General features: G+C 40.5%; 15 protein-coding genes. 8 read left to right on the plus strand and 7 right to left on the minus strand.

Annotated features, from left to right (window positions below):
• Positions 1–247: 247 nt before the first annotated feature.
• The gene (locus V7654_RS14290; protein WP_335431129.1) at positions 248–1201 is read right to left on the minus strand and encodes a 4-hydroxy-3-methylbut-2-enyl diphosphate reductase; all 954 of its coding nucleotides are present in this window, start codon (positions 1199–1201) and stop codon (positions 248–250) included.
• A gap of 111 nt (positions 1202–1312) precedes the next feature.
• Positions 1313–1960: a VrrA/YqfQ family protein gene (gene vrrA, locus V7654_RS14295; protein WP_335431131.1), complete on the minus strand. Its 648-nt coding sequence runs from the start codon at positions 1958–1960 to the stop codon at positions 1313–1315.
• 244 nt (positions 1961–2204) lie between these two features.
• Between vrrA and V7654_RS14300 the strand changes: the two genes are divergently transcribed.
• Both V7654_RS14300 and V7654_RS14305 read left to right on the plus strand, forming a co-directional pair.
• A complete protein-coding gene (locus tag V7654_RS14300) occupies positions 2205–3518 on the plus strand; it encodes a DEAD/DEAH box helicase (RefSeq protein ID WP_335431133.1) in 1314 nt (437 codons plus the stop codon).
• A gap of 33 nt (positions 3519–3551) precedes the next feature.
• Positions 3552–4442: a deoxyribonuclease IV gene (locus V7654_RS14305; RefSeq protein WP_335431135.1), complete on the plus strand. Its 891-nt coding sequence runs from the start codon at positions 3552–3554 to the stop codon at positions 4440–4442.
• Between the two features lie 97 nt (positions 4443–4539).
• Here V7654_RS14305 and V7654_RS14310 read toward each other — a convergent pair whose 3' ends face one another.
• Positions 4540–4794: a DUF2624 domain-containing protein gene (locus V7654_RS14310; protein ID WP_335431137.1), complete on the minus strand. Its 255-nt coding sequence runs from the start codon at positions 4792–4794 to the stop codon at positions 4540–4542.
• Positions 4795–5254: 460 nt separating this feature from the next.
• On the opposite strand from V7654_RS14310, the gene V7654_RS14315 reads away from it, so the two are divergent.
• The 3 genes from V7654_RS14315 to V7654_RS14325 are packed head-to-tail and all read left to right on the plus strand — an operon-like array spanning position 5255 to position 7305.
• Positions 5255–6040, plus strand: a complete 786-nt coding sequence (locus V7654_RS14315; protein WP_335431278.1) for a metal ABC transporter ATP-binding protein — start codon at positions 5255–5257, stop codon at positions 6038–6040.
• Positions 6037–6879: a metal ABC transporter permease gene (locus tag V7654_RS14320; RefSeq protein ID WP_335431139.1), complete on the plus strand. Its 843-nt coding sequence runs from the start codon at positions 6037–6039 to the stop codon at positions 6877–6879. Before V7654_RS14315 ends, V7654_RS14320 begins: the two co-directional genes overlap by 4 nt.
• Before the next feature lie 12 nt (positions 6880–6891).
• Entirely contained in the window at positions 6892–7305 is a 414-nt protein-coding gene (locus V7654_RS14325) for a Fur family transcriptional regulator (protein WP_335377029.1), read from the plus strand.
• A gap of 34 nt (positions 7306–7339) precedes the next feature.
• On the opposite strand, the gene V7654_RS14330 is transcribed toward V7654_RS14325, so the two are convergent.
• Positions 7340–7909, minus strand: coding sequence for a hypothetical protein (locus V7654_RS14330; RefSeq protein WP_335431141.1), 570 nt, complete (start codon positions 7907–7909; stop codon positions 7340–7342).
• Between the two features lie 249 nt (positions 7910–8158).
• On the opposite strand from V7654_RS14330, the gene V7654_RS14335 reads away from it, so the two are divergent.
• Positions 8159–8485 carry a hypothetical protein gene (locus tag V7654_RS14335; RefSeq protein WP_335431279.1) on the plus strand — a complete coding sequence of 109 codons (327 nt, stop codon included), beginning with the start codon at positions 8159–8161 and terminating at the stop codon, positions 8483–8485.
• Between the two features lie 60 nt (positions 8486–8545).
• On the opposite strand, the gene ispG is transcribed toward V7654_RS14335, so the two are convergent.
• The 3 genes from ispG to V7654_RS14350 all read right to left on the minus strand — a co-directional run bounded on the left by ispG (position 8546) and on the right by V7654_RS14350 (position 11073).
• The gene (ispG, locus tag V7654_RS14340) at positions 8546–9649 is read right to left on the minus strand and encodes a flavodoxin-dependent (E)-4-hydroxy-3-methylbut-2-enyl-diphosphate synthase (protein WP_335431281.1); all 1104 of its coding nucleotides are present in this window, start codon (positions 9647–9649) and stop codon (positions 8546–8548) included.
• A gap of 126 nt (positions 9650–9775) precedes the next feature.
• Complete coding sequence (locus V7654_RS14345; protein ID WP_335431143.1) at positions 9776–10123, minus strand: hypothetical protein; 348 nt, start codon at positions 10121–10123, stop codon at positions 9776–9778.
• A 173-nt stretch (positions 10124–10296) separates the two neighbouring features.
• Complete coding sequence (locus tag V7654_RS14350; protein ID WP_335431144.1) at positions 10297–11073, minus strand: DUF1189 domain-containing protein; 777 nt, start codon at positions 11071–11073, stop codon at positions 10297–10299.
• 186 nt (positions 11074–11259) lie between these two features.
• On the opposite strand from V7654_RS14350, the gene V7654_RS14355 reads away from it, so the two are divergent.
• A complete protein-coding gene (locus tag V7654_RS14355) occupies positions 11260–12924 on the plus strand; it encodes a Na/Pi cotransporter family protein (protein WP_438825307.1) in 1665 nt (554 codons plus the stop codon).
• An 81-nt stretch (positions 12925–13005) separates the two neighbouring features.
• On the plus strand, positions 13006–13488 hold the full coding sequence (locus tag V7654_RS14360) for a DUF456 domain-containing protein (protein ID WP_335431282.1): 483 nt from the start codon (positions 13006–13008) through the stop codon (positions 13486–13488).
• The last annotated feature ends 106 nt before the right edge of the window (positions 13489–13594 follow it).

Raw genomic sequence — 13594 nt, forward strand, 5'->3', positions numbered from 1 at the left:
AAACTGTTTTAAGAAGCGAAGACCGGAAAAAAAATCGAGTTTATGTGCCCGGAATTTGTGTGATGATGCGAAAAGGGGAGCAGAAATCGAAATAATGTGCCCGGAATTTGTGTAAAAGAAGCGAAGTGAAAAAAAGAACTCTCGAAATAATCCTCAGATAATTAGGATGAAAAAAAATAAAGACAATGCAAATTGTACCATATGAAAAAAGCAGCCTGGCATCCAGGCTGCTTTTTATTGGTTATTTTTATACGCTTGCTTCAGCTTTTTTTACCTTCGGCAGAATCTTGTTTAAAGGAACTTTTTTCTCCTTCATCCACGTAGCTTCGTTTGCCGGGTCAAATTGTTCAAGGAATGTTATGACCTCTTTTGTGATAGGGGTTGGAGTAGATGCACCAGAAGTGACAGCGACGGTGTTGGCATCCTTGATCCACTCGATGTTCAATTCAGATACATCTGCAATCCGATATGCTTTCGTTCCGGCAATCTCTTCTGAAACCTGAGCCAGGCGGTTTGAGTTATTGCTTTTTGGGTCGCCGACGACGATGAGGACATCCGCTTCGCCAGCTTGTTCAGCAACAGCTTCCTGGCGCACCTGTGTTGCCATGCAGATTTCTTTGTGCACCTCTGCATGAGGGTACTTTTCTTTCACGCTCTGGATGATTTCGGACACATCCCATTGGCTCATAGTTGTTTGATTTGTAACAATCAATTTTTCTGCCTGCAATTGCAGTGCCTCAACATCTGATGGAGTTTCTACCAGGTGGACAATTCCGGGTGCGACTCCAACTGCACCCTCGGGCTCTGGGTGGCCTTTTTTTCCGATATATATAACTTCAAAGCCTTCTTTTTCCTTCGCACGGATCAAGTTGTGGGTATTGGTTACATCCGGACACGTCGCATCAATTGAAACGAGTCCCTTTTTCTTAGCGAGTTCCCGGACTTCGGGGGAAATTCCGTGGGCTGTAAAAATAACAGTCCCGCCATCAACTTTTTCAAGTATTTCCTTACGGTTATTCCCGTCCAATGTGATGATGCCTTCTTCTTCAAATGCATCCGTAACATGTTTGTTGTGAACAATCATCCCAAGTATATATATTGGCCGCGGCAAACTTTTATCCAATGCAGCATTACGTGCAATGACCATAGCGTCGACGACACCATAGCAATAGCCGCGAGGTGAAATTTTAATTACATTCATTGAGTCATCCTCCTGCGAATACCTCTAATTCTCTCTTTTATTATATAAAACTTATAGAAAGAATACAAAAGCGACTTTCAGTAAAGGAATGACTTTACTAATTACACCTTGCTAAAAGAATAATTTTGGGGAAGATGAACCCTTGGGTCCAGTCTTTCTAGCAGCCTTTTTCTGGCCTGCTGGTTTACTCTTTGGTTGTGTTGGAGCTGACTTTGCAGTTTTCTCCACACTTGCTGTATCTTTGTTTACTGTGATGTCTCCTTGTTCCTTTTGTTCCTCTGCATCAGGCATATCCTTCAGTCCCTTGTACAGCTTCCACATCGAGGGAATGTTGCGGACGAGAGGACCGTATTGCTGGATCATGGGTCCGAATTGTTGCGCAGTCTTTAAAACCTGCTGTGTGTTGTTAAGGAATCCATTAAGTGCTGAAGGATCTGTCAGGGTTTTCAGGATTCCACCTCCAGAGCCCGCAGCTCTTGCTGTTCCGCCGCCTTGTGACAAAAATCCAGGCATCATAGCATTACTTTGGCCCCTTCCGCCTTTACCGAGAAGTTTCGCAAGTATTCCTCCGCCACCCTGTCTAGATTGCGGATTTCTGCCCATCCTTGGTCCAAATTGCCCCTGTTGCATACCCGGTCTTTGTCCGAATTGGTTTGGGTACATTTGGCGGGGAGGCATGGCAGATGGTCCCATAAATCCTGGCCCCATATAATGATGAGGCTGCAATCCGCGAGAGTTCATACGTGGTCCTTGTAGCATTCTGACCCCTCCTTTCTAAATAAATCATCTCCTATTAGAGTATGCAGCGCTTCAGATTTGGTTTTTAAAAAAAGCATTTGGCACGAAACAGGTTTGTTTTTTCACGAGGAAAGGTTAAGATAGTACTGATTGGAGATTTTCTGCAATCTTTATTATAATTACAGGATGAACCTGAGAGACCAGCTTACGGAACGGGCTGAATTCCCTTTAAGATAGGGAATAAGGGTAAAAAAGGAGTTAAACAATGACTGAAACAAAATTTGATCGATATGAATTTAAGCCATTCATTATAGATGCTGTAAAAAAACTAGGTTTTTATGAGCCAACTGAAATCCAGGAACGTTTAATCCCTACTATTATCAAGGGAGACAGCGCAATTGGCCAGTCACAGACTGGAACAGGGAAAACACATGCTTACGTACTACCAATAATGAACAAGCTTGATGCTTCTCGAAATGAAGTTCAAGCTATCATCACAGCTCCTACAAGGGAGCTTGCAAATCAAATTTATCATGAGGTTCTGAAGATTGCGGAACATTCACCTCAGGAAGATAGAATTACTGCCCGCTGCTACATTGGTGGTACTGATAAGCAGAGAACGATCGAGAAGCTAAAAACACAGCCTCAGATTGTTATCGGAACACCAGGAAGGATTAACGACCTTGTAAAGGAAAATGCACTGTTTGTTCACACCGCTAACATGCTGGTCGTGGATGAAGCGGATTTAATGCTTGATATGGGATTCATTGAAGATCTTGACCAATTTGCATCACGGATGCCTGAAAAGCTTCAGATGTTAGTATTTTCGGCAACCATTCCAGAAAAGCTTAAGCCTTTCTTGAAAAAGTACATGGAAAACCCTAAATATGTACAAGTAGATCCGAAGCAAGCAACAGCTGAGAATATTGAACATCTTCTGCTGCCAGCTCGACACAGGGACAAAATTGGTCTCGTCCATTCTGCGCTCTTGGCATTTAATCCGTACCTTGGGATTGTTTTTGCCAATACGAAAAAGAAAGCAGACGAGATAGCGGACGGTTTAATCTCAAAAGGCATGAAGGTTGGCCGAATTCATGGGGATTTAAGTCCACGTGAGCGTAAAAGAGTCATGAAGCAGGTTAAAGACCTGGAATTCCAATATATTGTCGCTACAGACCTTGCTGCAAGGGGAATCGACATTCAGGGAATTAGTCATGTCATCAATTATGAATTGCCGACAGACCTTGATTTTTATATCCACAGGGTTGGGCGTACAGCACGTGCAGGTGCCTCGGGAATCGCTTTGACGGTTTATGAACAGTCTGATGAAGATGCATTAGTTCGCCTCGAAAAAATGGGGATCGCCTTTAAAAACATCGATATGAAGAAAGGCGAATTTACCGAAATTGAAGAGCGAAACAGACGCCAAAATAGAAAGAAAAAAGAAACACCAGGTGAAGCGGTGGCCAAATCGCTTGTTTCAAAACCTAAAAAAGTTAAGCCAGGCTATAAGAAAAAGATGCAGTGGGAAATGGATAAAATTAAAAAACGCCAAAATCGCTTAAATAAGAAAAAATAAACAAACTGTAAATATTTTAGGGAGAGATCAGTAATGTTAATTGGCTCACATGTTTCCATGAGCGGTAAGAAAATGCTGCTAGCAGCAAGTGAAGAAGCCGTCTCATATGGGGCAAATACCTTTATGATCTATACAGGGGCACCTCAGAATACGAGAAGGAAAAAAATTGAGGATCTGAATATTGAAGAAGGGCGCAGGCATATGGAACAGCATGGCATCAGTGATATCATTGTCCATGCACCATATATCATCAATATTGGAAATTCCGAAAATCCGGATACATTTGATCTGGGTGTAAGATTCCTAAGAAGCGAAATTGAGCGCACAGAGGCTCTTGGTGCCAGGCAAATTGTTCTGCATCCGGGCGCTCATGTCGGAGCAGGCACAGAAAAAGGCATTCAAAAAATTGTCGAGGGCATCAATGAGGTTTTGACCGGTAAAGAGAATGTACAAATCGCTTTGGAAACAATGGCTGGTAAAGGATCAGAGTGCGGAAAATCCTTTGAAGAGCTCGCGATGATCATGGATGGCGTCATTTACAACGATAAGCTATCTGTTTGCTTTGACACATGCCATACGCATGATGCTGGATATCCTATCATTGAGGACTTTGATGGTGTCCTGAATGAATTCGATAAAATCGTTGGACTGGACAGGCTAAAAGTGCTCCACATCAATGATAGCAAGAATGCAGTAGGCATGAGAAAAGATCGCCATGAGAACATTGGGTTTGGCCATATTGGCTTCGAGGCGTTGAGCTATATTGTACATCACCCTCAGCTTACAAGCGTACCAAAAATCCTTGAAACTCCTTTTGTTGGTGAGGATAAGAATAATAAAAAAGCACCATATAAACATGAAATAGCCATGCTTAAAAGCAAGCAGTTTGAAGAAAATCTGCTTGATATGATCATGAATGGCTAAAATAAGATAACAAAGTTAAAAGCTGTGGAGAAATCCACAGCTTTTTGATTATTTGTTTTTTGATTGAGAAATCATTGTAGTATGATCAAAATTTCCATTATTTCGTAAATTTCACAAAAAGCTTGTTAACTTCTCGGGCAGTTTCTGGACTTGTGATGCGGGCAATTTCTTTGATTAGTGCAGTTCTTTCTGAATCATTAAAAATGTTGACTTTTTTTCCTCGTAAGTACCCAGCAATTTTCTGTGATTGCGCCATTGTGATTGAAATTTGAAATTGAGAGGCATATTTCAGCAATTCATCAGCTGTAATATTACTTATTTTATGGTTAATGATATTTTCAAAAATAGCCAAAGATCATCACTCCTCCATAGTAGGGTATGAGCCCGGAATGGAAATAGTGACAGTTTTCTTTCAAGGATGGAAAATATACTGTTCCATCAAGTTATTTTTATTTATATTGTTGATATTGAATTGCCATTGAAATGCTCCAGTTATCAAAATGCGGGGAATTGTGGTAATTTTAAAATTTGGCTCTGTTAAAGGTCAATGTTGTTTTTAAGCCTGTTGATTGGAGAGGAAGGCGCTTGACTCCTGGGGGATTAGCGTTTCAGGCGAGACCCCGCAGGAGCGTCAGCGACGAGGAGGCTCGGCGAACGCCCCCGGAAAGCAAGCGCCTGGAGTGGAAATCAACAGTTAAGGTTAACAGAGCCTAAAATTCATTGGCAGAAATATCATATTGTTTACAAATAGCACGGATAAAGATATACTACTAAATGTAAATCGTAATGATTCTTATTTTGTGGGTGATGAAATGAGCAGTAACAATTATATCGTCCAGGTACAGAATTTGTCTTATCGATATGATAAAGAGAATGTACTTGAAAATATAAATCTGTCTATCCAAAAGGGGAGCTTTTTGGCGATTGTCGGCCCGAATGGATCGGGCAAGTCGACCTTGCTTAAATTGATGCTTGGTCTGATTAAGCCGCAAAAAGGTACGATTCGTTTGTTTGGGCAGGAAATTGGAAAATTCAAAGAGCACCATAAAATCGGTTTTGTGTCCCAAAAGGCTAACTCCTTCAATACCGGGTTTCCAGCAACGGTATTTGAGGTAGTGGCAAGTGGATTGACTAAGAAGCTAGGACTTTTTAGGTTTTTACAGAAAAAGGACCATGATAAAATTAAGCAGGCAATTGAATCTGTCGGGATGGAAAAGTTCATGGACCGTAATATTGGCGAACTATCCGGCGGACAGCAGCAAAGAGTCTTTATCGCCAGGGCTCTCGTTAGCAATCCGGAATTGCTGATTCTTGATGAACCAACAGTCGGGGTCGATGCAGAAAATGTTAATGCGTTCTACGAAATGCTTGAAAGGTTAAATAAACAGAATGGCATTACCTTGCTTCTTGTTACTCATGATATTGGCACGATTTCCGATAAAGTAACAAATGTGGCATGCCTCAATAAAAATATGCATTTCCACGGAAGTACTGAGGAATTTGAGCAGCTAAAAATCAACGAGGTGTCAGAAATCTATGGGCATGATGTTCATGTTTTGACTCATGATCATCACCATCACGAGGGGGCCCATTCATGATTAGCGGTTTGTTGCAATATGAATTTTTGCAAAATGCTTTTTTAACTGGAATGATCATAGGAGTTATAGCTCCTTTGCTGGGTGTCTTTATTGTCGTCCGCAGACTTTCGCTCATTGCTGATGCCCTGAGCCATGTAACACTAGCGGGGATTGCGGCAAGCCTTCTGCTTGAAAAGAAATTCTTGTTATTCAGCGGAGTTAATCCGCTATATATGGGAATGGCTTTCTCGGTGACAGGGTCACTATTTATTGAAAAACTAAGAACGGTTTATAAACATTATCAGGAATTGGCAATCCCGATCATCCTTTCAGGCGGTATCGGGTTAGGAGTCATCTTCATTTCCCTTGCAGACGGGTTCAATACCGATTTATTCAGCTATTTATTTGGCAGTGTCAGTGCTGTAAGCAGAATGGACCTCTGGACCATTGCAATTATTAGCATCCTTGTCATCTTGCTTGTTGTTTTATTATATAAAGAATTATTCCTGTTATCTTTTGATGAAGAGTATGCGAGGGCAACAGGAATCGCTGCAAAAACGCTCCATTTTATTTTTATTGTAATGGTAGCATTGGTTATTGCAGCATCGATGAGAATTGTCGGCATCCTGCTCGTTTCATCACTGATGACATTGCCTGTTGCTGCTAGCATTCGATTCGCAAAAGGATTTAAGCAGACCATCTTTTTCTCCATCCTGTTTGGCGAAATCTCTGTGTTAGGCGGACTATTCCTATCCTACTATCTAGATTTAGCGCCAGGAGGAACAATCGTGATGATTGCAGTACTCATTCTTGTCTTGGCTATATGGCTTAAGAAACGTGCATCATCAAGATCATTGTAACGGGGTGATTTCATGAACGTATTAGAAGCAATGAACCTTCTGAAGGAACAAGGGTTTAAACATACCGGTAAACGTGAGGACATGCTCCAGCTCTTTTCCGATAATGATAAATACTTAACTGCACGTGATGTATTGGAACAAATGAAGGAGAACTATCCTGGTTTGAGTTTCGATACCATTTATCGTAATTTAAGTGTATTTGTAGATCTTGGTATTCTTGAAATGACGGAGCTTTCTGGAGAAAAACATTTTCGGTTCACCTGCTCACACAAAGAGCATCATCATCATTTTATCTGCCTTGACTGCGGAAAAACAAAGGAGATCGAAACTTGCCCTATGCGAAATATTGAAGCTAGCTTTAAAGGCTACGATATATCGGGACATAAATTCGAAATTTATGGGCGCTGCCCTGAGTGCGTTCAATAACAGTTTAAAAAAAACGGCCTGGAAACAGGCCGTTTTAATTATTTTTTATCCAGTTTTGCACCCAGCGGTGGGCTTCCTTCCAGTCGTTTACACGAATGACTCCTTCTGGGATTGGATCTTGATTGTAAGGTGTATTAAATAACAGTACTGGGATGTTTAGTTCTTCATTAAGATTAACCGCATTATCATGCTTATCCTCAAGGAAAATATCGACATCATATTTTTTCGCAGCCTCGATTTTATCATGTGAACCAATTAAATGGATATCATTGTACATCAGCTCTTGATTCGTAAACCATTCCTTTGTTATGTCCAGCAAGTGGCTGTCTCTGGCACTGATGAAATACAACTCGTGCTCTTTTTCCCATCTTTTCAAGATTTCTTTTGCTCCTGCAGCTAAAGGGGATTGTGAATAAATGACAGGCTCAATATTTTTGAACCAGTCATAAAATTCTTTTTCAGAGACAGTTACTAGTGGCATAAAGTCATATTGCTTAATGTCATTAAGTGTAATATTCAATCCGAATGCATCATTTAAATATGGAACAAATGTGGTTGGACAGGTCACTGTACCATCAATATCTATACCAAAACGTCTTTTCATTCAGTTTGCTCCTTAAATAGAAATATCTTTCCTTAATCTTACCAAATGTATAGATGGCGCAAAAGAAGTTCTTTAAATTCAGTCAAACATTGCCATGATGAAAAACGGCAAGGTCGTAAACAATATAAATGCTCCACTTAAAGAAAGCGAGGGATTAAAGTGGCAGATCAAGAACGAAAACAGATAGGTACCGAATATATAACTGAACCTAAGCAGGATGTCATAACGGTAAGAGATGCGCGTGATGAAATTTATCAAGAAGAGACCGCGGAAGAAATCGCCGCTCCTGCACGTGATGAACATTACCGTGAAGAAACAGCGGCTGAAATTGCTGCACCTGCACCTTTAATAAGAAGAGGATCAGATGAGGAAACTGAAACTGGAGGAAGAGGGCTAGCCTATTCAGCTCTCGCCCTTTCGATCTTGTCGCTGTTTATTTTACCTGTACTTTTCGGAGCAGCTGGGATTATCCTTGGCTTCATGGCCCGCAGAAGAGGATCCGCCCTCGGAAGCTGGGCAATCGGAATCGGGGTAATTTCTATTTTAGTTGGCATCTTCATCCTGCCGTTTTTTTAACGGGATTAAAGGATCGCCATAAAAAGACCCGGGAATTCGTTTCCCGGGTCTTTCATATACTTATTGTTGGACCGCGGCAGCCGCTTCTGCAGCTTCACGCAGCTTTTCTTCAGCAATTTTATCGATTTCCTTCTTCAATTCCTCTACCATTGTCGCTTCAGGAACTTTACGGACTATTTCTCCCTTTCGGAATAACAACCCTTCCCCTCTTGCTCCCGCAATGCCGATATCTGCCTCACGTGCTTCTCCAGGACCATTTACAGCGCAGCCTAGGACTGCGACCTTGATTGGTGCTTTAATTTTTGAGATATATTCTTCTACCTCGTTGGCAATGCTGATTAAGTCGATTTCGATTCTTCCGCATGTTGGGCATGAAATAAGTGTCGCTGCATTAGCGGCTAGGCCAAACGACTTTAATAGTTCTCTTGCGACCTTTACCTCTTCAACAGGATCCGCACTTAAGCTTACCCTTACTGTGTTGCCAATTCCTTTGCTTAGGATGGCTCCAAGTCCGGCAGCACTTTTTACAGTTCCCGCAAATAATGTGCCTGATTCTGTGATTCCAAGATGAAGCGGATAGTCAAATGCCTTAGCTGCTTTTTCATATGCTTCAATGGCTAAATTGACATCAGACGCCTTCATAGAAACGATGATATTATGGAAATCCAAATCTTCAAGGATCTTAATGTGGTGCAATGCACTTTCTACCATTCCATCTGCAGTTGGGTAGCCGTACTTCTCTAGAATGCGTCTTTCCAATGAACCAGCATTAACCCCAATCCTGATTGGGATACCGCGTTCCTTCGCAGCCTGCACGACCGCTTCTACCTTTTCGCGTTTGCCGATATTACCAGGGTTGATCCTGATTTTGTCTGCTCCGCCTTCAATTGCCTTCAAAGCTAAACGGTAATCGAAGTGAATATCGACTACAAGCGGAATATTGATACGTTTCTTGATTTCAGGAATTGCATTCGCGGCTCTTTCATCTGGACATGCAACGCGGACGATTTGGCAGCCTGCTTCTTCGAGGCGTTTGATTTCAGCTACTGTAGCCTCAACGTCGTGTGTCTTTGTTGTTGTCATACTCTGGATGACAACTTCATTGTTGCCGCCTATTGTTAAATTCCCAACCTTAATTGGGCGGGTTTTGGTACGATGTATAATTTCACTCAACGGTGATTCGCTCCTTTAAAAAATGGAATTCATCTTTTAATTTCAAATGATGCATAACCCCATTTTATCAATCTTTTGTTCACATTGACAAGGAAAGACTATAATTGTTAGCCTTTGCTAATTTCCTTTGCTGTAGTCCGGGAATTTATATGTCTTGCCAAACTTGATTTTTTGAGGGTCTGTTCCGCCATTCAATAATTTGAAGTCCGCAACAGCTTGTGATATCGGTACTGCGAGTTGGCTTTTTGAGTTGCTGTCCAGCACCGATAATACAGTATCTCCAGGTTTTACCTCATGTTCAAAGTATGGGATATTCGTTCCTTTCTCCTCTTTCTGCTTTTTGACTTCTTTTTCAACAGTTTCTATCTTTTGCATATTTGCAGCAGGTAGAGTACCTGCGCTTAAATCATTGTAAATGGCATATACGATCACTACTAGAACCAGGAATCCTGCAAGTTTTTTCATAGGATTTTCCTCCCTTTAAGAGCCTATATCAAAACTTATGCAGGAGAAATAGAGTTGAGAACATGTTTAATAGATTTTTTTATATGCATTTTTAAATAGAAGATTTTAAAAATTAACAATGACATTTAACATAGACCATATCAAAAAAAAAAAAAACGCCAAGTGGCGCATTTTTAATCCATACTCTTTTTTTGTGTTGGAACTTCCTTAATAGCCAGCAATAGAATCATGGATCCAACAAACCAGTTAATCATGAAGCTGTACGCAACGGTCGTTTTCAATAATGACATGATGGTGAAAAATAAGGTCGGAAGAGTGATGCTATAAGCGGCCATTCGCCACAAGTGTTTATATTGAAGATTTTTCCCTGCTAGGTTTTTTAATAATAGACCGAATAAAGCGAGAATAGAAATTTCTATGAATTTCATGCCGCTAGAAAAAACATAGATGGCAATAAATATTAATCCAATAAAAATAGGAAGGGAGGAGGAAGCACTGTTGAGCATGCTGATAATATCCTGTTTAGACATTGTCCCGTCATTAATCAAGCTGTATGGAAATGAATTTGATTCCCCTCCAGCTGCGAAAACAACTTCGTTCTTGAGCATCGCGAAGGTAGATTCCATTCCTGCCATATCATCTTGTTCTACTGCGCCAGTAGAATCAAAAATTATCGTAAAACTTCCATTATCAATGGTAAGTGGCTCCTTGATTTCTGATTTCAGCACACCATTTTCTATCGTAAAATAGGGCAATTTCGTATCCATTGTTTCTTTCGCAGAGTTGACTGCTTCATTGATTGCCTGAGCAGTGTAATACGAAGCTGGAATAACTGAAATTAAGGTAAGCAGAAATACATATAAAATCGTTTTCCCAATGCCTTGAAAGCGAAATAAGGCAATATCTTTCGGCGAATATATACTTTTGGCAAATTGAGTGAAAATCTTCATCCATACACTTCCTTTACTAGATTCACGCTTCCTATTTTATATTTTCGACTATGGTTGCACAAGCATTTTAAACTGAACTTGTAACAAATCTGTAACATAACCTTACATTGTTAAGGTATTGTAAATTCGGTTAATAAACCATTTACTTTCAATTAATATTTGCTTCATAATGATGTGTGTTTGTAGATGTTTGTCGAAATCTATCTAGGGGTTGGAATAGTGGAATTGAATTTTCAACAAATGCTGTTTGAATTCTTTGGCGGCCTTGGAATCTTCTTATATGGCATAAAATTCATGGGTGATGGGCTGCAAAAATCAGCGGGCGAGCGCTTGAGAGATGTACTGGATCGTTTTACAACCAATCCGGTAATGGGTGTACTAGCAGGTTTGATTGTTACTGTACTGGTGCAAAGCAGTTCAGCTACGACTGTTATCACAGTAGGTCTCGTAAGTGCGGGCTTTTTGACGCTGCGTCAGGCCATTGGGGTCATTATGGGAGCAAACATTGGTACAACTATCACAGCATTCATCATTGGAATAGATGTAGGTGAGTTTGCTTTACCAATTATTGCGTTAGGATCAATTCTTTTATTCTTCTTTAAAAATAAAAAAATACATAATGTTGGCCAGATTGTTTTTGGATTTGGTGCTTTATTTTATGGTTTGGAATTAATGAGCGGAGGAATGAAACCGCTCCGTTCTCTGGAATCTTTTCACGAATTAACCGTAGAACTTAGCTCGAACCCAATACTTGGAGTTCTCATTGGAACGTTGTTTACTGTTATTGTCCAGAGTTCAAGTGCAACAATTGGGATTCTCCAAGGTTTGCATGCTGAGAGTTTAATCAATCTTGATGGTGCTTTACCAGTTTTATTTGGAGATAATATTGGAACAACGATAACCGCTATCCTTGCGGCGATTGGTACCACAGTAGCTGCCAAAAGAGCTGCAGCTACACATGTACTGTTTAACCTTATTGGAACTACGATCTTCTTGATCTTGCTCAGTCCCTTTACCTATGTTATTGAGATGATTAGGGACAGCCTGGGATTAAACCCTGAAATGACGATAGCGTTCGCTCACGGAATATTCAATACAACCAATACACTTATCCAGCTTCCATTTGTCGCTGGCTTGGCGATTGTCGTGTCGAAGCTTATTCCAGGTGAAGATGCTATCATCGATTATAAAGCACAGCACCTCGACCCAGTGTTTATCGAACAATCTCCTTCAATCGCACTTGGCCAGGCGAAGGAGGAAGTGCTGCGAATGGGTAAGTTCGCTTTAAAAGGCCTTGAAGAAACGAACCAATTCTTAAAGACCAAAAATACAAAGCATTCCTCAAGTGCATATCACCTTGAGGAAGCAATCAATAATCTGGACCGCAAGATAACCGATTATCTAGTAGATTTAGCAACAAGCTCATTATCTGAACATGAATCTGAAGAACACAGTATGCTGATTGACACTGTCCGCGATATTGAAAGAATCGGTGACCACTTTGAAAATATCCTTGAATTGGTTGAATATCAGCAGGCTAATAAAGTAAAAATCACTGATTCAGCAATGGGCGACCTTGAAACTATGTTCAGCCTTACTGCCAAGACCGTTGAAGAGGCATTGCAATCATTGGATCAGAAGAACCTTGAAGCCGCTACAGATGTTGTAAAAAAAGAAAATGAAATAGACAGCATGGAACGCACAATTAGAAAGCAGCATATCCTACGCATGAATGAAGGACAATGCACTGGTCAGGCAGGAATCGTCTTTGTTGATATTATCAGCAATCTTGAGCGGATTGGAGATCATGCAGTTAATATCGCTGAATACGTTTTGGGAGATCAAAAATAGTGGTAAAATAAGCAAGGGGATGCCCTTGCTTATTTTTTTGCTGATCAGGGTCTAATTTGCTTGAGAAGGAATGGTTAAATGATGGATTATATTTATTGGACAATAATCGGTTTGTTATTCGCAGGTGCTTTTGCAGGATTGGTTTTTCCGATTTTGCCGGGTGTCCTTTTATTATTGGGTGGCTTTTTAATGTATGGAGTCTTTTTTTCATTCGATCCGTTTAACTGGATATTCTGGACTGTTCAGGGACTGTTTGTCATCCTGTTGTTTGGCGCTGATTATATAGCTAATATAATTGGTGTGAAAAAATATGGCGGAAGTAAAGCAGGCATTTGGGGTAGTACGATTGGATTGCTTGTTGGTCCTTTTGTCATCCCATTCTTGGGAATTATTATCGGTCCTTTTTTAGGCGCAGCACTTGCAGAACTAATAGTTAATAAGAAAAATTTAAACGATGCGGTCAAAATTGGCTTTGGTTCAGTGATCGGATTTGTTAGCAGTGTGGTTACTAAGGGAATCATTCAGGCAGTCATGCTAATTTACTTCTTTATCCTTGTTCTTTAACAGGGAGTTAATGAGTAGAATGTTGCTATATTAAAAAAAGTGCTGCAATAGCACGATTTAAGGCTCTAGACAAACTCTAAAAATCAAGTTTGTCTACAGCTTTTTT

This window comes from Bacillus sp. JJ1609, assembly GCF_036967045.1.
Lineage (GTDB): Bacteria > Bacillota > Bacilli > Bacillales > Cytobacillaceae > Mesobacillus.

Excerpts from the sequence above, each read along its gene's own strand:
- V7654_RS14290 (WP_335431129.1), bottom strand. The coding sequence starts at position 1,201 with ATGAATGTAATTAAAATTTCACCTCGCGGCTATTGCTATGGTGTCGTC.
- vrrA (WP_335431131.1), bottom strand. The coding sequence starts at position 1,960 with ATGCTACAAGGACCACGTATGAACTCTCGCGGATTGCAGCCTCATCAT.
- V7654_RS14300 (WP_335431133.1), top strand. The coding sequence starts at position 2,205 with ATGACTGAAACAAAATTTGATCGATATGAATTTAAGCCATTCATTATA.
- V7654_RS14305 (WP_335431135.1), top strand. The coding sequence starts at position 3,552 with ATGTTAATTGGCTCACATGTTTCCATGAGCGGTAAGAAAATGCTGCTA.
- V7654_RS14315 (WP_335431278.1), top strand. The coding sequence starts at position 5,255 with ATGAGCAGTAACAATTATATCGTCCAGGTACAGAATTTGTCTTATCGA.
- V7654_RS14320 (WP_335431139.1), top strand. The coding sequence starts at position 6,037 with ATGATTAGCGGTTTGTTGCAATATGAATTTTTGCAAAATGCTTTTTTA.
- V7654_RS14325 (WP_335377029.1), top strand. The coding sequence starts at position 6,892 with ATGAACGTATTAGAAGCAATGAACCTTCTGAAGGAACAAGGGTTTAAA.
- V7654_RS14330 (WP_335431141.1), bottom strand. The coding sequence starts at position 7,909 with ATGAAAAGACGTTTTGGTATAGATATTGATGGTACAGTGACCTGTCCA.
- V7654_RS14345 (WP_335431143.1), bottom strand. The coding sequence starts at position 10,123 with ATGAAAAAACTTGCAGGATTCCTGGTTCTAGTAGTGATCGTATATGCC.
- V7654_RS14350 (WP_335431144.1), bottom strand. The coding sequence starts at position 11,073 with ATGAAGATTTTCACTCAATTTGCCAAAAGTATATATTCGCCGAAAGAT.
- V7654_RS14355 (WP_438825307.1), top strand. The coding sequence starts at position 11,260 with ATGTTTGTCGAAATCTATCTAGGGGTTGGAATAGTGGAATTGAATTTT.
- V7654_RS14360 (WP_335431282.1), top strand. The coding sequence starts at position 13,006 with ATGGATTATATTTATTGGACAATAATCGGTTTGTTATTCGCAGGTGCT.